Annotated in this window: 22 protein-coding genes; 20 read left to right on the top strand and 2 right to left on the bottom strand. The window is 61.7% G+C overall.

What is annotated here, in order from left to right; genetic code table 11:
• Positions 1–5: 5 nt before the first annotated feature.
• The 17 genes from rplE to bfr all read left to right on the top strand — a co-directional run bounded on the left by rplE (position 6) and on the right by bfr (position 10,256).
• Positions 6–545 (top strand): 50S ribosomal protein L5, encoded by a 540-nt coding sequence (gene rplE / locus IB274_RS23110; protein WP_017521899.1) that lies wholly within the window; start codon positions 6–8, stop codon positions 543–545.
• A gap of 13 nt (positions 546–558) precedes the next feature.
• A complete protein-coding gene (rpsN, locus tag IB274_RS23105) occupies positions 559–864 on the top strand; it encodes a 30S ribosomal protein S14 (protein ID WP_045215313.1) in 306 nt (101 codons plus the stop codon).
• A gap of 187 nt (positions 865–1,051) precedes the next feature.
• The gene (rpsH, locus tag IB274_RS23100) at positions 1,052–1,444 is read left to right on the top strand and encodes a 30S ribosomal protein S8 (protein WP_015475331.1); all 393 of its coding nucleotides are present in this window, start codon (positions 1,052–1,054) and stop codon (positions 1,442–1,444) included.
• Between the two features lie 11 nt (positions 1,445–1,455).
• Positions 1,456–1,989, top strand: coding sequence for a 50S ribosomal protein L6 (gene rplF, locus IB274_RS23095; RefSeq protein ID WP_015475332.1), 534 nt, complete (start codon positions 1,456–1,458; stop codon positions 1,987–1,989).
• 10 nt (positions 1,990–1,999) lie between these two features.
• Complete coding sequence (gene rplR / locus IB274_RS23090) at positions 2,000–2,350, top strand: 50S ribosomal protein L18 (RefSeq protein WP_017521897.1); 351 nt, start codon at positions 2,000–2,002, stop codon at positions 2,348–2,350.
• Positions 2,351–2,353: 3 nt separating this feature from the next.
• The gene (gene rpsE / locus IB274_RS23085) at positions 2,354–2,854 is read left to right on the top strand and encodes a 30S ribosomal protein S5 (protein WP_009617173.1); all 501 of its coding nucleotides are present in this window, start codon (positions 2,354–2,356) and stop codon (positions 2,852–2,854) included.
• Between the two features lie 2 nt (positions 2,855–2,856).
• Positions 2,857–3,033 carry a 50S ribosomal protein L30 gene (gene rpmD / locus IB274_RS23080; RefSeq protein ID WP_009617174.1) on the top strand — a complete coding sequence of 59 codons (177 nt, stop codon included), beginning with the start codon at positions 2,857–2,859 and terminating at the stop codon, positions 3,031–3,033.
• A gap of 3 nt (positions 3,034–3,036) precedes the next feature.
• Positions 3,037–3,471, top strand: coding sequence for a 50S ribosomal protein L15 (gene rplO / locus IB274_RS23075; protein WP_045215310.1), 435 nt, complete (start codon positions 3,037–3,039; stop codon positions 3,469–3,471).
• Positions 3,472–4,803 carry a preprotein translocase subunit SecY gene (gene secY / locus IB274_RS23070; RefSeq protein WP_024767080.1) on the top strand — a complete coding sequence of 444 codons (1,332 nt, stop codon included), beginning with the start codon at positions 3,472–3,474 and terminating at the stop codon, positions 4,801–4,803.
• A 24-nt stretch (positions 4,804–4,827) separates the two neighbouring features.
• Positions 4,828–4,944, top strand: coding sequence for a 50S ribosomal protein L36 (rpmJ, locus tag IB274_RS23065; protein WP_045215308.1), 117 nt, complete (start codon positions 4,828–4,830; stop codon positions 4,942–4,944).
• Between the two features lie 130 nt (positions 4,945–5,074).
• Positions 5,075–5,431, top strand: coding sequence for a 30S ribosomal protein S13 (rpsM, locus tag IB274_RS23060; protein ID WP_024767079.1), 357 nt, complete (start codon positions 5,075–5,077; stop codon positions 5,429–5,431).
• Between the two features lie 18 nt (positions 5,432–5,449).
• Positions 5,450–5,839 carry a 30S ribosomal protein S11 gene (gene rpsK / locus IB274_RS23055; protein ID WP_003093689.1) on the top strand — a complete coding sequence of 130 codons (390 nt, stop codon included), beginning with the start codon at positions 5,450–5,452 and terminating at the stop codon, positions 5,837–5,839.
• Positions 5,840–5,855: 16 nt separating this feature from the next.
• Positions 5,856–6,476, top strand: coding sequence for a 30S ribosomal protein S4 (gene rpsD, locus IB274_RS23050; RefSeq protein WP_017521893.1), 621 nt, complete (start codon positions 5,856–5,858; stop codon positions 6,474–6,476).
• 22 nt (positions 6,477–6,498) lie between these two features.
• Positions 6,499–7,500 (top strand): DNA-directed RNA polymerase subunit alpha, encoded by a 1,002-nt coding sequence (locus tag IB274_RS23045; RefSeq protein WP_009617182.1) that lies wholly within the window; start codon positions 6,499–6,501, stop codon positions 7,498–7,500.
• A 43-nt stretch (positions 7,501–7,543) separates the two neighbouring features.
• Complete coding sequence (gene rplQ, locus IB274_RS23040) at positions 7,544–7,933, top strand: 50S ribosomal protein L17 (RefSeq protein WP_015475338.1); 390 nt, start codon at positions 7,544–7,546, stop codon at positions 7,931–7,933.
• A 275-nt stretch (positions 7,934–8,208) separates the two neighbouring features.
• The gene (katA, locus tag IB274_RS23035) at positions 8,209–9,657 is read left to right on the top strand and encodes a catalase KatA (RefSeq protein WP_192435057.1); all 1,449 of its coding nucleotides are present in this window, start codon (positions 8,209–8,211) and stop codon (positions 9,655–9,657) included.
• Between the two features lie 134 nt (positions 9,658–9,791).
• The gene (bfr, locus tag IB274_RS23030; protein ID WP_015475340.1) at positions 9,792–10,256 is read left to right on the top strand and encodes a bacterioferritin; all 465 of its coding nucleotides are present in this window, start codon (positions 9,792–9,794) and stop codon (positions 10,254–10,256) included.
• 109 nt (positions 10,257–10,365) lie between these two features.
• On the opposite strand, the gene uvrA is transcribed toward bfr, so the two are convergent.
• Positions 10,366–13,200: an excinuclease ABC subunit UvrA gene (gene uvrA / locus IB274_RS23025; RefSeq protein ID WP_192435055.1), complete on the bottom strand. Its 2,835-nt coding sequence runs from the start codon at positions 13,198–13,200 to the stop codon at positions 10,366–10,368.
• A gap of 213 nt (positions 13,201–13,413) precedes the next feature.
• On the opposite strand from uvrA, the gene IB274_RS23020 reads away from it, so the two are divergent.
• The 3 genes from IB274_RS23020 to IB274_RS23010 all read left to right on the top strand — a co-directional run bounded on the left by IB274_RS23020 (position 13,414) and on the right by IB274_RS23010 (position 15,682).
• Entirely contained in the window at positions 13,414–14,802 is a 1,389-nt protein-coding gene (locus tag IB274_RS23020; RefSeq protein ID WP_192435053.1) for an MFS transporter, read from the top strand.
• 18 nt (positions 14,803–14,820) lie between these two features.
• A complete protein-coding gene (ssb, locus tag IB274_RS23015) occupies positions 14,821–15,318 on the top strand; it encodes a single-stranded DNA-binding protein (protein ID WP_017521888.1) in 498 nt (165 codons plus the stop codon).
• Between the two features lie 175 nt (positions 15,319–15,493).
• Positions 15,494–15,682, top strand: a complete 189-nt coding sequence (locus tag IB274_RS23010) for a hypothetical protein (RefSeq protein ID WP_192435051.1) — start codon at positions 15,494–15,496, stop codon at positions 15,680–15,682.
• A 209-nt stretch (positions 15,683–15,891) separates the two neighbouring features.
• Here the strand turns inward: IB274_RS23010 and IB274_RS23005 are convergent, their stop codons facing one another.
• Positions 15,892–18,336, bottom strand: a complete 2,445-nt coding sequence (locus tag IB274_RS23005) for a TonB-dependent siderophore receptor (RefSeq protein ID WP_192435049.1) — start codon at positions 18,334–18,336, stop codon at positions 15,892–15,894.
• Positions 18,337–18,484: the final 148 nt, after the last annotated feature.

The raw sequence follows: 18,484 nt of genomic DNA, 5'->3' as shown, positions 1-18,484 counted from the left end.
TCACCATGGCACGATTGAAAGAAATTTATCGGAAGGAAATCGCTCCCAAGTTGAAGCAAGAGCTTCAGCTGGCGAACGTGATGGAAGTTCCGCGCGTTACCAAAATCACCCTGAACATGGGTCTTGGCGAAGCTGTCGGCGACAAGAAAGTCATCGAAAGCGCCGTAGCTGATCTGGAAAAGATCGCGGGTCAGAAGCCGGTCGTGACTTACGCTCGTAAGTCCATCGCTGGTTTCAAGATTCGTGAAGGCTGGCCGATCGGCGTGAAAGTCACCCTGCGTGGCGATCGCATGTACGAGTTCCTGGACCGTCTGCTGTCGATCTCTCTGCCGCGCGTTCGTGACTTCCGCGGTCTGAACGCCAAGTCCTTCGACGGCCGTGGTAACTACAGCATGGGCGTCAAAGAGCAGATCATCTTCCCGGAAATCGATTACGACAAGATCGATGCCCTCCGCGGTATGGATATCACTCTGACCACCACCGCGCGTTCGGATGATGAGGGTCGTGCACTGCTGCGCGCCTTCAAATTCCCGTTCCGCAACTGATTGGAGTAGGACCATGGCTAAAGAGAGCATGAAGAACCGTGAGCTGAAGCGTCAGCAAACGGTAGCCAAGTACGCCAAAAAGCGTGCCGAGCTGAAAGCGATCATCGCTAATCCGAGCACTTCGGCTGAAGATCGCTGGAATGCCCAGGTCGCCCTGCAGAAGCAACCGCGTGACGCGAGCGCCAGCCGCCTGCGTAACCGTTGCCGCCTGACCGGTCGTCCGCACGGTTACTACCGCAAGTTCGGCCTGAGCCGTAACAAGCTGCGTGAAGCGGCAATGCGCGGTGACGTACCGGGCCTGGTGAAAGCCAGCTGGTAAGTGCTAGACGGAGTCGGCAACGGCTCCGTTGATCGCTTTGCGAAGCAAGCCCCCACGTGGGGCTTGATTCGTTTTTAAGCGATCTCTAGAATACCCGGCTCCCCCGAGTCCGGGTTTAGTTCGTCCGGCGTTTGAGGGCGAGTTGTGAAGTTGAAGGCTTATCTTTTGTATCAGGAGCACTAAGCCCATGAGTATGCAGGACCCGTTAGCAGACATGCTAACTCGCATCCGTAATGCCCAGATGGCTGAGAAGACCGTCGTGAGCATGCCGTCTTCCAAGCTGAAAGCGGCAGTCGCCAAAGTCCTCAAGGACGAAGGTTACATTGCGGATTTCCAAGTCACTGCCGAGGCCAAGCCTCTGCTGTCGATTGAGCTGAAGTACTTCGAAGGCAAGCCTGTCATCGAGGAAGTGAAGCGAATCAGCCGTCCTGGCCTGCGCCAGTACAAATCCGTAGACCAGCTGCCGAAAGTTCGCGGCGGCCTGGGCGTTTCGATCGTCTCCACCAACAAAGGTGTGATGACTGACCGTGCTGCCCGTGCCGCTGGTGTCGGTGGCGAAGTGCTCTGCACTGTGTTCTAAGGGGAATCAGCATGTCTCGCGTTGCTAAGAACCCCGTCATTCTGCCCGCTGGCGTCGAAATCAAGCTGGCCGGTCAGGAACTTTCGATCAAGGGTGCCAAAGGCGCTCTCGAGCTGAAAGTACATCCGTCCGTCGAAGTCATTCAGGACAACGGTGAGCTGCGTTTCGCTGCGCGTAACGGCGATCAGCAGACCCGTGCCATGGCCGGTACCACCCGCGCTCTGGTCAACAACATGGTAATCGGCGTCAGCCAGGGCTTCGAGCGCAAGCTCCAGCTGGTTGGTGTTGGTTACAAGGCGCAGGCCAAAGGCCAAGTGCTGTCCCTGGCTCTCGGCTTCTCCCACCCGGTTGATTACGAACTGCCTGCCGGCATCGTCGCGGAAACCCCCAGCCAGACCGACATCCTGATCAAGGGTATCGACAAGCAGCTGGTTGGCCAGGTTGCCGCGGAAATCCGCGACTTCCGTCCGCCGGAGCCGTACAAAGGCAAGGGCGTGCGTTACGCCGACGAAGTCGTCCTTCGTAAAGAAGCCAAGAAGAAGTAGGGCATAGCAAATGAGCGTCAAGAAAGAAACCCGTCTGCGCCGCGCTCGCAAGGCTCGCCTGAAGATGCGCGAACTGGAAGCCGTACGCCTCTGCGTGTACCGCTCCTCCCAGCATATCTACGCCCAGGTCATTGCAGCCGACGGCGGCAAGGTCCTGGCCAGCGCCTCGACCCTGGACAAAGAACTGCGCGAAGCTGCCACCGGCAACGTCGACGCAGCCAAGAAAGTTGGTCAACTGGTCGCGGAACGCGCCAAGGCTGCCGGCGTCACTCAGGTGGCGTTCGACCGTTCTGGCTTCAAGTACCACGGTCGTATCAAGGCCCTGGCTGATGCCGCTCGTGAAGGCGGTCTGGAGTTCTAAGTTATGGCAAACAACGATCAAAAGCGCGACGAAGGCTACATCGAGAAGCTGGTTCAAGTGAACCGCGTCGCCAAAACCGTAAAAGGTGGCCGTATCTTCGCCTTCACCGCGCTGACCGTGGTTGGCGATGGCAAGGGCCGTGTTGGCTTCGGTCGTGGCAAGGCGCGTGAAGTGCCTGCCGCTATCCAGAAGGCAATGGAAGCTGCTCGCCGCAACATGATCCAGGTTGATCTGAACGGCACCACCCTGCAGTACCCGACCAAGTCCGCCCATGGCGCCTCCAAGGTGTACATGCAGCCGGCTTCCGAAGGTACCGGCATCATCGCCGGCGGCGCCATGCGTGCTGTCCTGGAAGTTGCTGGTGTGCAGAACGTTCTGGCGAAGTGCTACGGCTCCACCAACCCGGTGAACGTGGTCTACGCAACCTTCAAGGGCCTGAAGAACATGCAGTCCCCTGAGTCGGTAGCGGCCAAGCGTGGCAAGAGCGTCGAGGAGATTCTCTAACCATGGCAACTGTCAAAGTTACCCTGATCAAGAGCCTGAACGGCCGTCTGGCCAATCACAAGGCTTGCGTCAAAGGCCTCGGCCTGCGTCGCATTAATCACACCGTCGAAGTTCAGGACACTCCTGAAAACCGCGGCATGATTAACAAGGCTTACTACCTGCTGCGTGTGGAGGGTTAATCCATGCAACTGAACGATCTGCGTTCCGCGCCGGGTGCCCGTCGCGAAAAGCACCGTCCGGGCCGTGGCATCGGTAGCGGTCTGGGCAAGACCGGTGGCCGTGGTCACAAAGGTCAAACCTCCCGCTCCGGTGGCTCCATTGCTCCGGGCTTCGAGGGTGGTCAGCAGCCGCTGCACCGTCGTCTGCCGAAGTTCGGCTTCAACTCGCTGAAAGCCATGGATCGCGCAGAAGTGCGCACTTCCGAGCTGGCCAAGGTCGAGGGTGATGTCGTAACCGTGCAGTCCCTGAAGGATGCCAACGTGATTAACCAGAACGTACAGCGTGTGAAAGTCATGCTGTCGGGCGACGTTACTCGCGCAGTCACCCTGAAAGGCATCGGCGCCACCAAGGGCGCTCGTGCGGCTATCGAAGCAGCTGGCGGCAAAATCGAGGACTAAATGGCTAAGCAAGGTGCTCTCTCTGCGCTGAGCAACGGTGGTGGTTTGTCCGAGCTCTGGGCACGTCTGCGTTTCCTGTTCCTGGCGATCATCGTCTATCGGATCGGCGCGCATATCCCAGTCCCGGGCATCAACCCCGATCGCTTGGCGGCACTGTTCCGGCAGAACGAGGGGACCATTCTTAGCCTCTTCAACATGTTTTCCGGCGGCGCGCTGGAGCGCATGAGTATTTTTGCACTGGGAATCATGCCGTACATCTCGGCATCGATCATCATGCAGCTCATGACCGCTATCAGCCCGCAGCTGGAGCAGTTGAAGAAAGAGGGTGAGTCTGGGCGTCGCAAGATCAGCCAGTACACCCGCTACGCGACTCTCGTCCTGGCACTCGTCCAGGCCATTGGCATGTCCATTGGTCTGGGTAGCCAGGGCGTGGCCTTCTCCAACGACTTCGGCTTCTACTTCGTGTCGGTCACCACCTTCGTGGCGGGTGCACTGTTCATGATGTGGCTGGGTGAGCAGATCACCGAGCGGGGTGTCGGCAACGGCATCTCCATGCTGATCTTCTCCGGTATCGTCGCAGGTCTGCCCCGAGCAATCGGCCAGTCCTTCGAGTCCGCGCGTCAAGGTGACATCAACATCTTCGCCCTGATCGCCATCGGTCTGCTGGCCGTGGCTATCATCGCGTTCGTTGTGTTCATCGAGCGGGGGCAGCGTCGTATCGCCGTGCACTACGCCAAGCGCCAACAAGGTCGCAAGGTGTTTGCCGCCCAAACGAGCCATCTGCCGCTGAAAGTGAACATGGCGGGTGTGATTCCCGCGATTTTCGCCAGCAGCATTCTGCTGTTCCCGGCATCCCTGGGTGCCTGGTTCGGTCAGTCGGAAGGCCTGGGTTGGCTGCAGGACGTCGCGCAAGCGATTGCTCCTGGTCAGCCGCTGAACATTCTGCTGTTTAGTGCAGGGATCGTTTTCTTCTGCTTCTTCTATACAGCGCTGATGTTCAACCCGAAGGACGTGGCGGAAAACCTCAAGAAGTCCGGTGCATTTATTCCGGGTATTCGTCCGGGTGAACAGTCGGCTCGCTACATCGATGGCGTGCTGACCCGTTTGACCATGTTCGGTGCCCTGTACATGACGGCTGTGTGCCTGCTGCCCCAGTTCCTGGTCGTAGCTGCCCACGTACCGTTCTACCTTGGCGGGACCTCGTTGCTGATCGTGGTCGTGGTTGTGATGGACTTTATGGCTCAAGTACAATCGCACCTCGTTTCTCACCAGTACGAATCCCTCATGAAGAAAGCCAACCTGAAGGGCTATGGCAGCGGTCTGCTGCGCTAACCCGTAAGGTTCGAGGAGTCACTGATGAAAGTTCGTGCATCGGTTAAGAAGCTGTGCCGTAACTGCAAGATCGTCCGTCGCGAAGGCGTCGTTCGTGTGATCTGCAGCTCGGAGCCGCGTCACAAGCAGCGCCAAGGCTGAGTGTGAAACACGCGTTATAACCCGGCAGCTAGTGTGCTGCCGGGTTGATTATTTGTTTTTACAGCGCTAATATCCGCGCCCTTTCTTGGCTCCCAGGGCGCCGGGTAGCTGTCAATTGGAGTTTTTCTGAATGGCCCGTATTGCAGGCGTAAACATTCCGGATAACAAGCACACTGTTATCTCGCTGACCTACATCTATGGTGTTGGTCGCACTACCGCACAGAGCATCTGTGCAGCCACTGGCATCAGCCCGGCTGTAAAGATCAAAGAGCTGAGCGAAGAGCAGATTGATTCGCTGCGTACCGAGGTGGCCAAGCTGACCACCGAAGGTGACCTGCGTCGCGAAATCAACATGAACATCAAGCGTCTGATGGACCTCGGTTGCTACCGCGGTCTGCGTCATCGTCGTGGTCTGCCGGTTCGCGGTCAGCGCACCAAGACCAACGCGCGCACCCGTAAGGGCCCGCGTAAGCCGATCCGCAAGTAATCGCTTAGGAATCTAGTCATGGCAAAACCTGCTGCTCGTCCTCGCAAGAAAGTCAAAAAGACGGTGGTCGACGGGATCGCGCATATCCACGCGTCCTTCAACAACACCATCGTTACCATCACTGATCGTCAGGGCAACGCTCTGTCCTGGGCTACCTCCGGTGGTTCGGGCTTCCGTGGCTCGCGTAAGAGCACCCCGTTCGCTGCCCAGGTAGCGGCCGAGCGTGCCGGCCAGGCTGCTCTGGAATACGGTCTGAAGAACCTTGACGTAAACGTCAAAGGCCCGGGCCCGGGTCGCGAGTCGGCTGTTCGTGCGCTGAATGCCTGCGGTTACAAGATCGCCAGCATCACCGACGTAACCCCGATCCCGCATAACGGCTGCCGTCCGCCGAAAAAGCGTCGCGTGTAATAGGAGACAGTGAGAAATGGCTCGTTACATTGGTCCCAAGTGCAAACTGTCCCGCCGCGAAGGCACTGACCTCTTCCTGAAGAGCGGCGTTCGTGCCCTCGACTCGAAGTGCAAGGCAGAACAAGTTCCCGGCCAGCATGGCCAGCGTCGTGGTCGCCTGTCCGACTACGGTCTGCAGCTGCGCGAGAAACAAAAAGTTCGCCGCATCTACGGCGTTCTGGAACGTCAATTCCGTGGCTACTATCAGGAAGCGTCCCGCCGCAAGGGCTCCACGGGTGAAAACCTGCTGCAGCTGCTTGAGTGCCGTCTGGACAACGTCGTCTACCGTATGGGCTTCGGTTCCACTCGTTCCGAATCCCGTCAGCTGGTGTCCCACAAGACCATCAGCGTCAACGGTCAGACCGTAAACGTACCGTCCTACCAGGTCAAAGCTGGTGACGTGGTTGCTGTTCGCGAGAAATCGAAGAACCAGCTGCGTATCGCCCAAGCTCTGGACCTGTGCGCCCAGCGCGGTCGCGTTGAGTGGGTCGAAGTGGATACCGACAAGAAAGCTGGCACCTTCAAAAGTGTCCCGGCTCGTGCCGATCTGTCCGCCGACATCAACGAAAACCTGATTGTCGAGCTCTACTCCAAGTAAGGGCTAGAAAATAGGTGCATCCATGCAGAGTTCGGTAAATGAGTTCCTGACCCCCCGCCACATCGATGTGCAGGTGGTCAGCCAAACCCGCGCCAAGATCACTCTCGAGCCTCTCGAGCGTGGTTTCGGCCATACCCTGGGCAACGCGCTGCGTCGCATCCTGTTGTCCTCCATGCCTGGCTGTGCGGTAGTCGAGGCCGAGATCGACGGTGTACTCCACGAGTACTCCGCCATCGAAGGTGTGCAGGAAGATGTCATCGAGATCCTGCTCAACCTGAAAGGCCTGGCCATCAAGCTGCACGGCCGTGACGAAGTGACGCTGACCCTGGCGAAAAAGGGCTCGGGTGTGGTGACCGCTGCCGATATTCAGCTGGATCATGATGTCGAGATCGTCAACGGTGACCATGTTATCGCCCACTTGGCCGATAACGGCGCGCTGAACATGAAGCTGAAAGTCGCTCGTGGCCGTGGCTACGAGCCGGCTGATGCCCGTTCGAGCGATGAAGACGAAAGCCGCAGCATTGGCCGTCTTCAGCTCGACGCCTCGTTCAGCCCCGTGCGTCGTGTTGCCTACGTGGTCGAAAACGCCCGTGTCGAACAGCGTACCAACTTGGACAAGCTGGTCCTCGATCTGGAAACCAACGGCACCCTGGACCCTGAAGAGGCTATCCGTCGCGCCGCTACCATCCTGCAACAGCAGCTGGCAGCGTTCGTGGACCTCAAGGGCGACAGCGAGCCTGTTGTTGAAGAGCAGGAAGACGAGATCGATCCGATCCTGCTGCGTCCGGTCGATGACCTTGAGCTGACCGTCCGTTCGGCCAACTGCCTGAAGGCAGAGAACATCTACTACATCGGTGACCTGATTCAGCGCACCGAAGTAGAGCTGCTCAAAACGCCGAACCTTGGCAAGAAGTCCCTGACCGAAATCAAGGACGTTCTGGCCTCTCGCGGTCTGTCCCTCGGTATGCGCCTCGACAACTGGCCGCCGGCAAGTCTCAAGAAAGACGACAAGGCTACTGCCTGATCGTCGTAGCTACCGAACGTAAAGTTTGGAAAGGAATTGAACCATGCGCCATCGTAAAAGTGGTCGTCACCTGAGCCGCACCAGCGCGCACCGCAAGGCTATGTTCCAGAACATGGCTGTGTCGCTCTTCGAACACGAACTGATCAAAACCACCCTGCCCAAGGCCAAGGAGCTGCGTCGCGTTGCCGAGCCGCTGATCACCTTGGCTAAAGTGGATAGCGTTGCCAACCGTCGTCTCGCTTTCGACCGTACCCGTTCGAAAGAGGCCGTAGGCAAGCTGTTCAACGAACTGGGCAAGCGCTACGCCAACCGTCCGGGCGGCTACCTGCGCATCCTGAAGTGCGGCTTCCGCGCTGGCGACAATGCCCCCATGGCATACGTCGAACTGATTGACCGCGCTGTTGGCGGCCAAGCGGTAGAAGCTGCGGAGTAAGGTTTACGCCTTGCTTATAAAAAACCGGGCCTTGTGCCCGGTTTTTTATCGCCTAATGAAAAGTTTTTCTCTATCGATCGGCTCGAATCAATAAATTGGCTGATCAATACCCTTGTCACTGATCCTTAACGGCGCCGACTTCTACTGCTTGCTGAGCTGGATCAACAGCCGCAACGCCCGTGGAGGCGCTTAATTGTCCGATTGGGATGTCGGGCCGCGCTCACAGCTTTCGTGATTCGCCGGCCTGTAGCACCCCGCCGTTGAGGAGAGTAACGATGAGTGACAACACCCGCCTGACGACTGCTGCCGGAGCGCCGGTCGCCGATAACCAGAATGTTCAGACCGCCGGCCCGCGGGGCCCGATGCTGCTGCAGGACGTCTGGTTCCTGGAGAAACTGGCGCACTTCGACCGCGAAGTGATTCCTGAGCGCCGCATGCATGCCAAGGGCTCCGCGGCCTACGGCACTTTCACCGTCACCCACGACATCACCCGCTATAGCCGCGCCAAGCTGTTCTCCGAGGTCGGCAAGCAGACTCCGCTGTTCCTGCGCTTCTCCACGGTTGCCGGCGAGCGTGGCGCTGCCGACGCCGAGCGCGACATCCGTGGCTTCGCCATGAAGTTCTACACCGAGGAAGGCAACTGGGACCTGGTGGGCAACAACACCCCGGTCTTCTACTTCCGCGATCCGCTGAAATTCCCCGACCTGAACCACGTGGTGAAGCGCGACCCGCGCACCAACCTGCGCAACGCCACACTGAAGTGGGACTTCTTCTCGCACCTGCCCGAGGCCCTGCACCAGCTCACCATCGACTTTGGCGACCGCGGCCTGCCCCGCAGCTACCGTCACGTCCACGGCTTTGGCAGCCACACCTTCAGCTTCATCAATGCCAGCAACGAGCGCTTCTGGGTCAAGTTCCACTTCAAGACCCAGCAGGGCATCGAGAACCTGAGCAACGAAGAAGCCGCCAAGCTGGTCGGCGCCGATCGCGAGAGCTCTCAGCGTGACCTGTACGACGCCATCGAACGCAGCGATTTCCCGCGCTGGAAAATGTACGTGCAGGTGATGCCGGAGAAGGAAGCGGCCACCTACCGCTTCAACCCGTTCGATTTGACCAAGGTCTGGCCGCACGGCGACTACCCGTTGATCGAGGTCGGCTACTTCGAGCTCAATCGCAACCCGGCGAACTACTTCGCCGAGGTCGAACAGTCGGCTTTCAGCCCGGCGAACATCGTCCCCGGCATCGGCTTCTCGCCGGACAAGATGCTCCAGGGCCGCCTGTTCTCCTACGGCGATGCGCACCGCTACCGCCTGGGCGTGAACCACCACCAGATCCCGGTGAACGCCGCGCGCAACAACCCGCGCATCTACCACCGCGATGGCGCCATGCGCGTGGACGGCAACAACGGCGACATGACCGTGACCTACGAGCCGAACAGCTTCAGCCAGTGGCAGGAGCAGCCGGATTACTCCGAGCCGCCACTGACCCTGGAAGGCAGCGCCGATCACTGGAATCATCGCGTGGATGACGACTACTTCAGCCAGCCGGCCGCACTGTTCCGCCTGTTCGACGAAGCCCAGAGCCAACGCCTGTACGAGAACATCGCCGGTGACATGGCGGGTGTGCCGGAAAGCATCCAGCGCCGCCAGATCGGGTTGTTCTTCAAGATCGACCCGGCCTACGGCGAAGGTGTCGCCAAGGCCCTCGGCCTGAAGCTGGACTAAGCTCAAGCGGGAAATCCAGCCGCCCTCTTCGGAGGGCGGTTGCGTTTCCAGGCCAATGAAGGCTTGACCCCGGTCATGGCCAGTCGCGACCATAGCGCCGTTTAATTCGCTGTCACGTCCCAGGGAGAAGGCTGATGCAAGGCCACGCCGAGGTTATCGATTATCTCAACACGCTGCTGACCGGTGAGCTGGCCGCTCGCGACCAGTACTTCATCCACTCGCGCATGTACGAGGACTGGGGCTTCACCAAGCTCTACGAGCGCCTCAACCACGAAATGGAAGAGGAAACCCAGCACGCCGACGCCCTGCTGCGCCGCATCCTGCTGCTCGAAGGCACCCCGCGCATGCGCCCGGACGACATTCACCCGGGTAAGACCGTACCGGAGATGCTGGAAGCCGACCTGAAGCTGGAGCGTCACGTACGCGCCGCCCTGGCCAAGGGCATCGCCCTGTGCGAGAAGCACAAGGACTTCGTCACCCGCGACATCCTCCGCGTGCAGCTGACCGATACCGAGGAAGACCACGCGTATTGGTTGGAGCAGCAGCTGGGCCTGATCCAGAAGATGGGCCTGGAGAACTACCTGCAGTCGCAGATCTGACCTGTATCTTGCAGGAGCGCGCGAGGCGCACTGATCGCGGGCAAGGCAGAGCTAAAAGAAAAGCCCCTGCGCCAATCGGCGGCAGGGGCTTTTTTCATGCCGGTGCGGATCAGGCCCGATCGCGCTCCAGCAGCGGCTTGAGGAAGTGCCCGGTGTGCGACACCGCAAGCTCCGCGACCTGCTCCGGCGTGCCCGTGGCGATGATCTGGCCGCCCTTGGAGCCGCCCTCGGGGCCGAGGTCGACCAGCCAGTCGGCGGTCTTGATCACGTCCAGGTTGTGCTCGATGACCACCACAGTGTTGCCGTGGTCGCGCAGGCGGTGCAGTACGTCGAGCAGTTGCTGGATATCCGCGAAGTGCAGGCCGGTGGTCGGCTCGTCGAGGATATACAGGGTCTTGCCGGTATCGCGCTTGGACAGCTCCCGGGACAGCTTGACCCGCTGCGCCTCGCCACCGGACAGCGTGGTCGCGCTCTGGCCCAGCTTGATGTACGACAGGCCGACGTCCATCAGTGTCTGCAGCTTGCGGGCGATGGCCGGCACGGCGTCGAAGAACGTGCGGGCGTCCTCGATGGTCATGTCCAGCACCTCGGTGATGCTCTTGCCCTTGTAGCGGACTTCCAGGGTCTCGCGGTTGTAGCGCTTGCCCTTGCAGACGTCGCAGGGGACGTAGATGTCCGGCAGGAAGTGCATCTCCACCTTGATCACGCCATCGCCCTGGCAGGCCTCGCAGCGGCCGCCCTTGACGTTGAACGAGAAACGCCCCGGACCGTAGCCGCGCGAACGGGCTTCCGGCACACCGGCGAACAGCTCGCGGATCGGCGTGAACAGCCCGGTGTAGGTCGCCGGGTTGGAGCGCGGGGTGCGGCCGATCGGGCTCTGGTCGATGTCCACCACCTTGTCTAGGTGCTGCAGGCCATCGAACGAGTCGTAGGGCGCAACTTCCAGGGTGGTGGCGCCGTTGAGCGCAGTGGCGGTGATCGGGAACAGGGTGTTGTTGATCAGCGTCGACTTGCCCGAGCCGGAGACACCGGTGATGCAGGTGAACAGGCCGACCGGGATTTCCAGGTTGACGTTCTGCAGGTTGTTGCCGCGCGCACCCTTGAGCTTGAGCAGCTGCTTCTTGTTGCGCGGGGTGCGCTCGGCCGGTACGACGATCTTGGTGCGCCCGGAGAGGTAGGCGCCGGTGACCGAGTCCGGGTGATCCATGACCTGCTGCGGCGTGCCCTCGGCGACGATCTGTCCACCGTGCACGCCGGCGCCTGGACCGATGTCGACGACGTAGTCGGCGAGGCGGATGGCGTCCTCGTCGTGCTCGACCACGATCACCGTGTTGCCCAGATTGCGCAGGTGGGTGAGGGTGCCCAGCAGGCGCTCGTTGTCGCGCTGGTGCAGGCCGATGGACGGTTCGTCGAGGATGTACATGACGCCCACCAGGCCGGCGCCGATCTGGCTGGCCAGGCGGATGCGCTGGGCCTCGCCGCCGGACAGGGTGTCGGCGCTGCGGTCGAGGGTCAGGTAGTCGAGGCCGACGTTGACCAGGAACTGCAGGCGCTCGCGGATTTCCTTGAGGATCTTCGAGGCGATCTCGCCGCGACGACCGGTGAGGGTCAGGCTCTCGGCGTACTCACAGGCGGTACCCACCGGCATCGAGGTGATCGCCGGCAGGGTCTTGTCGCCCACCCACACATGACGCGCCTCGCGGCGCAGGCGGGTGCCGTGGCAGTCCGGGCAGGGCTGGGTGCTGAGGAACTTGGCCAGTTCTTCGCGCACGGTGGCCGACTCGGTTTCGCGGTAGCGGCGCTCGAGGTTCGGCAGGATGCCCTCGAACGGGTGCGCGCGCTTGACGATATCGCCGCGGTCATTGAGGTAACGGAACTCGACGTTCTCGCGGCCCGAGCCGTGCAGGATGAATTTCTGCTTGTCCGGATCGAGGTCCTGGAAGGGCTCTTCCAGGCTGAAGCCGAAGTGCGCGGCCAGCGAGCCGAGCATCTGGAAGTAATAGACGTTGCGCCGGTCCCAGCCGCGGATCGCGCCCTCGGCCAGGGTCAGTTCGCCGTTGACCACCCGCCGCGCGTCGAAGAACTGCTTCACGCCCAGGCCGTCGCAGGTCGGGCAGGCGCCGGCCGGGTTGTTGAAGGAGAACAGCTTGGGTTCCAGCTCGCTGATGGAGTGGCCGCAGATCGGGCAGGCGAAGCGGGCGGAGAAGATCATCTCTTCACCTTCTTCATCATCCATCGGGGCGACGAGAGCGATGCCGTCGGCCAGGTTGATCGCCGTCTCGAAGGATTCCGCCAGGCGCTGCTGCAGGTCGCCACGCACTTTGAAGCGGTCGACCACGATATCGATGGAGTGCTTGAGCTTCTTGTCCAGCTTGGGCACTTCATCCAGTTCGTAGAGCTTGCCGTCGACGCGGGCGCGGACGAAGCCCTGGGCGCGCATCTCCTCGAATACTGCGAGGTGCTCACCCTTGCGCTCGCGGATCACCGGGGCCAGCAGCATGAGCTTGCGGCCTTCGGGCAGCGCCAGCACCTGGTCGACCATCTGGCTGACGGTCTGCGCTTCCAGCGGGATGTCGTGGTCCGGGCAGCGCGGAATACCCACGCGCGCATAGAGCAGGCGCAGGTAGTCGTAGATCTCGGTGATGGTGCCCACGGTGGAACGCGGGTTGTGGGAGGTGGATTTCTGCTCGATGGAGATCGCTGGCGACAGACCTTCGATGGTGTCGACGTCGGGCTTTTCCATCATCGAGAGGAACTGCCGGGCATAAGCCGACAGGGATTCCACGTAGCGACGCTGGCCCTCGGCATAGAGCGTGTCGAAGGCCAGGGAAGATTTGCCGGAACCCGACAGGCCGGTGATCACGATCAGCTTGTCGCGCGGCAGGGTCAGGTCGATGTTCTTCAGGTTGTGGGTACGTGCCCCACGGATGAGGATCTTGTCCACTACGGCCTCGCTTGGCGGGCGAAAACTATCGATTATACGGGGCGTTTCCGGCACGCGGCAAAGTAGCGCGTGTGTGCCCTTGGACCGTTGGGCTGATAGAATGCGCGGCTATTTTTCGGTGTTGGCGACAACCGGCCCTGCAAGGCCCGGATGGCGCGATGCCACGGGGGCAATCCAGCGCATTCCCGTTTTTTGTCTTTTCATGAGGGGCTTATGCACGATTCCCACACTGAGCGCATGAGTGGCACCGAAACCCGCGCGGCCGCCGGGCTGTCCCTGGTCTTCGCGTTCCGCATGCTAGGCATGTTCATGGTCCTGCCGGTGCTCGCCACCTACGGCCAGGACCTGGCCGGCGCCACCCCGGCGCTGATCGGCCTGGCCATCGGCGCCTACGGCCTGACCCAGGCCATCCTGCAGATTCCGCTGGGCACCTTGTCCGACCGCATTGGCCGCCGGCCGATCATCATCGTCGGTCTGCTGGTGTTCGCCGCCGGCGCCGCGCTGGCGGCCAACGCCGATTCCATCTGGGGCATCATCGCCGGCCGCGTCCTGCAAGGCGCCGGGGCGATCTCCGCGGCGGTGATGGCGATGCTGTCCGACCTTACCCGCGAGCAGCACCGCACCAAGGCCATGGCCATGATCGGCATGAGCATCGGCGTATCCTTCGCCGTGGCGATGGTCGCCGGCCCCGTGCTGACCCACTGGTTCGGCCTGCACGGGCTGTTCTGGTTCACTGCCGGGATGGCCCTGGTGGGCATGCTGATCATCCTGTTTTTCGTCCCAACGCCGGACCGCCGCATGCAGCACCGCGAGTCCAGCGTGGCCAAGCAGTCGCTGCTGCCGACCCTGAAGAACGGCGAGCTGCTGCGCCTGGACGCCGGCATCCTGGTCTTGCACGCAATCCTCATGGCCAGCTTCGTCGCCTTGCCGCTGGCGCTGGTGGAGCGCGCCGGGCTGCCCAAGGAAGAGCACTGGTGGGTCTACCTGACCGCGCTGCTGGTGGGTTTCTTTGGCATGGTCCCGTTCATCATCTACGCCGAGAAGAAGCGTCAGATGAAACGCGTGCTGGCCGGCGCCGTGGCGACCCTGATGCTCTGCGAACTGTTCTTCTGGGAGTTCGGCAACAGCCTCAAGGAACTGGTGTTCGGCATCATCGTCTACTTCACCGCTTTCAACCTGCTGGAGGCCTCGCTGCCTTCGCTGGTAAGCAAGGTCTCGCCGGCCGGCGGCAAGGGCACGGCAATGGGCGTGTACTCCACCAGCCAGTTCCTCGGCGCTGCCCTGGGCGGCATCCTGGGTGGCTGGATGTACCAGCATGGCGGGCTCGACGGGGTGTTCATCGGCTGCGCCGTGCTGGCTGCCATCTGGCTGGCGATTGCTGTTACCATGCGTGAACCGCCTTATGTAACGAGTATTCGCCTGCCTCTGTCCGATGAGGCGCTGCGCGATGCTTCGTTGGCTGAGCGTTTCAAGGCATTGCCCGGTGTGAGCGATGTGATGGTGGTCGCTGAAGAAGCGGCCGCTTATGTCAAAGTGGATTCCCAACAAGTTGATCGCACGTCCCTCGAGCGCCTCGCCGGCGCCGAGCAGGCGACGTGCTGAAGCCTTTAGGAGAGCGTCATGGCCCGTGGGGTTAACAAAGTCATTCTGGTCGGTAACGTCGGTGGCGATCCGGAAACCCGCTACATGCCCAACGGCAACGCGGTGACCAACGTCACCCTCGCCACCAGCGAGAGCTGGAAGGACAAGCAGACCGGCCAGCAGCAGGAGCGTACCGAGTGGCACCGCGTTGTGTTCTTCGGTCGCCTGGCGGAAATCGTCGCCGAGTACGTGCGCAAGGGTTCGCAGATCTATGTCGAAGGCAGCCTGCGTACCCGCAAGTGGCAGGGTCAGGACGGCCAGGACAAGTACACCACCGAAATCGTGGTCGACATCAACGGCAACATGCAGCTGCTGGGCGGCCGTCCCGGCGCCGGTGGTGACGACGCTCCGCGCGCTCCGCGCGAGCCGCAGCAGCGTCCGCAGCAGGCCCAGCGTCCTGCGCCCCAGCAGCAGTCCCAGCCCGCGCCGCAACCGGCTCCGGACTACGACAGCTTCGACGACGACATCCCGTTCTGAGCCGAACGGATCGTCACCAAGAGCGCAGCCTTCGAGCTGCGCTTTTGCGTTTCTGGGACGCTCGTTTTGGCGAATCCTTGCAAGGGTCTTTCTCGAAATCAGGCATTTAATTAGCTAGCTAATTAAATGATTCTGGAATTGCCTTGATGTACGGCAAAACCGGAGAAGAAAAGACATGAGCATTACAGTGACCGAGCGTGACGACGACCATAAATCCCGTGAGTTTCGCGCCCAGGGTGGGCGTTGCTGGGATGTGCACCAGGAAGGCCTGCTGGTCGGCATCTTCCATACCGAAGGCGAGGCGCAGGCCTATCGCCTCTCGCTGGAGCTGGAAGCGCGTTACCGCCATGCGGCGGAGTTCTAGAAAATGAAAGCCCCGTGGCGACGGCCGCGCCACGGGGTTTCAGCGTTCGGGTTGCCTGTAGGGCGAATAACCTGGAACAGGTTATCCGCCGGTTCCTTTGCGGCTTATAACGCTGGCGCGTTATCCGCCCTACGTAGCTGCCAGAGAGTCTGTTCGCGAGCAGACTCGCTCCTACGAAGAGTCCGCCCGAAGAACCGGGCGGCTGGTGATCAGAACTGGTAGTTCACCGTCGCGGTGACGTTGCGCTTCTCGCCGAAGTAGCAGAAGTCCAGGCTGTAGCAGGACGCCACGTAGTCCCTGTCCAGCAGGTTGTTGGCGTTGAGGCTGACATCCAGGCCCTTCAGGCCGACGCGGGACAGGTCGTAGCCGATGCGTGCATCCACCAGGGTGTAGTCCGGTACGCGCAGGGTGTTTTCCTTGTCCGCCCAGGTCTCGCCGACGTAGCGGGCGCCGCCGCCGAGGGTCAGGCCGTCCAACGGGCCGGCGTTGAAGCCGTAGTCGGCCCACAGCGAGGCCATGTGCTTGGGCGCCTGGTTCGGGGTGTGGCCCTGGTTGCCGTCCAGCGATTTCGTGTAGGTGATGTCGGTGTAGGTGTAGCTGCCGAGTACCTTGAGGTTGTCGGTGACCTGGGTGTGGGCCTCCAGCTCCAGGCCCTGGGAGCGCACTTCGCCCACGGAGGTGTAGAAGTTGTCCTGCGGCTCCTTCGACGCGACGTTTTCCTGGGTGATGTGGAAGATCGACGCGGTGTACAGGCTACGGCTGCCCTCGGGCTGGAATTTCAGGCCGGCTTCCCACTGCTTGCCCTCGGTCGGTTCCAGCGGCGTGCCGGACTGGTCGGAGTAAGCGTTGGGGTTGAACGACTCGGAGTAGCTGATGTACGGCGCGATGCCGTTGTCGAACAGGTACAGCGCGCCGATGCGTCCGGTGAATTTCTTCCAGTCGTCGTCGGCCTTGCTGCCGCTGCTGCGGTTCTTGTCCTCGACCGTCACCCAGTCCTCGCGCACGCCGAGGGAGAAGCGCCAGTTGTCGATGTCGATCAGGTCCTGCAGGTAGACGCCGGTCTGTTCCAGGCGACGGGTGTGGTTGTCGTCCGGGTAGTAGCTGATGGCGTCGTTGCCATAGTGCGGATCGAACGCGTCCAGCGGCTGCGCCGAGCCGGAGCGCCAATCCACGGTGGTGCGGCGGCGCTGGTAATCTAGGCCCATCAGCAACGTGTGCTTGGCCGCGCCGGTGTTGAACTCGGCCTGCGCCATGTTATCCGCGATGTATGCCTGCAGGTGCTCGCGGGCGCCAGAGAAGTAGCGGTTCAGGGTGTTCTCGTCCGGCGCGGTCCAGCCGTAGGCATAGACCTGCGAGAGATCGACGTCGGAATCCAGGTAGCGGAAGTTCTGCCGCGCGGTCCACACGTCGTCGAAGCGGTGCTCCAGCTGGTAGCCGAACATGCGCTGGGTGCGGTCGAAGTCGTCCTTGCTCGGCTCGCCGTCGAAGAACTCGCGGGAGATCTTCTGGCCGTTGTGGTGGAACAGCGCGCCATCTGCCGGCACGCCGCCGTGGTAGCCGCCGTTCGGGTCGTGTTGCAGGTAGCCCTGCAGGGTCAATGTGGTGTCGTCGGTGAAGTCGATGGCCAGGGTCGGGGCGATGGCGTAGCGCTCTTCCTTGACGTGGTCGAACTGGGTGTCCGAACCCTTGCCCAGGCCGACCAGGCGGTAGGCGATGCGTTTCTCCTCGTCCAGCGGGCCGCTGAAGTCGAAGCCCATTTCCTTCTGGCCCATGTTGCCGACGGTGCCGGTGATCTGGTGGTAGTCCTCGTACAGCGGCTTCTTGCTGGTCAGCGCCACCAGGCCGCCGGGCAGGCTGCGGCCGTAGAGCACCGAGGACGGGCCCTTGAGCACGTCGATGCGTTCGAGGAAGTACGGGTCGATCTGCATCGAACTGAAGGTGCCGCTGTCGCCCATGGCCTTCAGGCCGTCGAGGTAGATGTTGTCCACGCTGTTGTCGGCGAAGCCGCGCATGACGATGTAGTCGTAGCGGTTCGAGGCGCCGACCTGGCCGGTGAAGATGCCGGGCGTGTAGCGGATCGCCTGTTGCACGGTTTTGGACGCGGTGTCGTCGATCTGCTCGCGGGTGATCACCGAGACGCTCTGGCTGGTTTCCAGCAGGGACTTGGATGTCTTGGTGGCGATCTGGCTGTGGGTCGCCAGGTAGCCGTCTTCCTCGCCCAGCGCGTTGCCGAGGGCGAACACTTCGCTGGACGGCATGGCCAGCACGTCCCTCGGCGCGGCGGCGCGCAGCACGTAGTTGCCGTCGCCCTGGTCGGCGGCTTCCAGCGGAGTGTCGGCCAGCAGGCGTGACAAGCCCTGATCCACCGAGTAGGTCCCGTTCAGCCCGGCCGAGTTCAGGCCGCGGGTCTGCTCCGGCGTGGCCGACAGAGTGATGCCGGCTTCGCGGGCGAAGCTGTTCAGCACCTCGTCCAGCGGTCCGGCCGGGATCGCGTAGGCGCGACTGCTGGTGATGGCGGAAGCGTCTGCGGCGAAGGCGCTCAGCGGCAGGCTGGCTCCCAGGCTGGCGCACAGCAGCGCGCCGCGTACGGCATGGGCCAGCCGGCTGGCGCGGGGCAGGGCGGAGAAGGGCATCGGGAGGTGGATGGCTGGCATGCTGGGGCTTCCGTGGACAAGGGGAATGATCGGGTTATTCCTCCTTGCCGATCCGGGCGGCGAAACCCGACAAAAATAATTCTCGTTTGAGAAATAAAACTGTTTGGCGCTGAATTGCAGTAACGAGCCACGTCCGCGATCGCGCCCA

Source organism: Pseudomonas sp. PDM18, from assembly GCF_014852585.1.
Lineage (GTDB): Bacteria > Pseudomonadota > Gammaproteobacteria > Pseudomonadales > Pseudomonadaceae > Pseudomonas.
Note: the sequence above shows the minus strand (reverse complement) of the source record. Positions and strands in the feature narration are given on the sequence as shown.

Excerpts from the sequence above, each read along its gene's own strand:
- rplR (WP_017521897.1), top strand. The coding sequence starts at position 2,000 with ATGAGCGTCAAGAAAGAAACCCGTCTGCGCCGCGCTCGCAAGGCTCGC.
- IB274_RS23010 (WP_192435051.1), top strand. The coding sequence starts at position 15,494 with ATGAGCATTACAGTGACCGAGCGTGACGACGACCATAAATCCCGTGAG.
- katA (WP_192435057.1), top strand. The coding sequence starts at position 8,209 with ATGAGTGACAACACCCGCCTGACGACTGCTGCCGGAGCGCCGGTCGCC.
- rplQ (WP_015475338.1), top strand. The coding sequence starts at position 7,544 with ATGCGCCATCGTAAAAGTGGTCGTCACCTGAGCCGCACCAGCGCGCAC.
- IB274_RS23020 (WP_192435053.1), top strand. The coding sequence starts at position 13,414 with ATGCACGATTCCCACACTGAGCGCATGAGTGGCACCGAAACCCGCGCG.
- IB274_RS23005 (WP_192435049.1), bottom strand. The coding sequence starts at position 18,336 with ATGCCAGCCATCCACCTCCCGATGCCCTTCTCCGCCCTGCCCCGCGCC.
- secY (WP_024767080.1), top strand. The coding sequence starts at position 3,472 with ATGGCTAAGCAAGGTGCTCTCTCTGCGCTGAGCAACGGTGGTGGTTTG.
- IB274_RS23045 (WP_009617182.1), top strand. The coding sequence starts at position 6,499 with ATGCAGAGTTCGGTAAATGAGTTCCTGACCCCCCGCCACATCGATGTG.
- rpsD (WP_017521893.1), top strand. The coding sequence starts at position 5,856 with ATGGCTCGTTACATTGGTCCCAAGTGCAAACTGTCCCGCCGCGAAGGC.
- rpsN (WP_045215313.1), top strand. The coding sequence starts at position 559 with ATGGCTAAAGAGAGCATGAAGAACCGTGAGCTGAAGCGTCAGCAAACG.
- rpmJ (WP_045215308.1), top strand. The coding sequence starts at position 4,828 with ATGAAAGTTCGTGCATCGGTTAAGAAGCTGTGCCGTAACTGCAAGATC.
- rpsM (WP_024767079.1), top strand. The coding sequence starts at position 5,075 with ATGGCCCGTATTGCAGGCGTAAACATTCCGGATAACAAGCACACTGTT.
- rplO (WP_045215310.1), top strand. The coding sequence starts at position 3,037 with ATGCAACTGAACGATCTGCGTTCCGCGCCGGGTGCCCGTCGCGAAAAG.
- rpsH (WP_015475331.1), top strand. The coding sequence starts at position 1,052 with ATGAGTATGCAGGACCCGTTAGCAGACATGCTAACTCGCATCCGTAAT.
- rplE (WP_017521899.1), top strand. The coding sequence starts at position 6 with ATGGCACGATTGAAAGAAATTTATCGGAAGGAAATCGCTCCCAAGTTG.
- ssb (WP_017521888.1), top strand. The coding sequence starts at position 14,821 with ATGGCCCGTGGGGTTAACAAAGTCATTCTGGTCGGTAACGTCGGTGGC.
- rpsK (WP_003093689.1), top strand. The coding sequence starts at position 5,450 with ATGGCAAAACCTGCTGCTCGTCCTCGCAAGAAAGTCAAAAAGACGGTG.
- rplF (WP_015475332.1), top strand. The coding sequence starts at position 1,456 with ATGTCTCGCGTTGCTAAGAACCCCGTCATTCTGCCCGCTGGCGTCGAA.
- rpsE (WP_009617173.1), top strand. The coding sequence starts at position 2,354 with ATGGCAAACAACGATCAAAAGCGCGACGAAGGCTACATCGAGAAGCTG.
- bfr (WP_015475340.1), top strand. The coding sequence starts at position 9,792 with ATGCAAGGCCACGCCGAGGTTATCGATTATCTCAACACGCTGCTGACC.
- rpmD (WP_009617174.1), top strand. The coding sequence starts at position 2,857 with ATGGCAACTGTCAAAGTTACCCTGATCAAGAGCCTGAACGGCCGTCTG.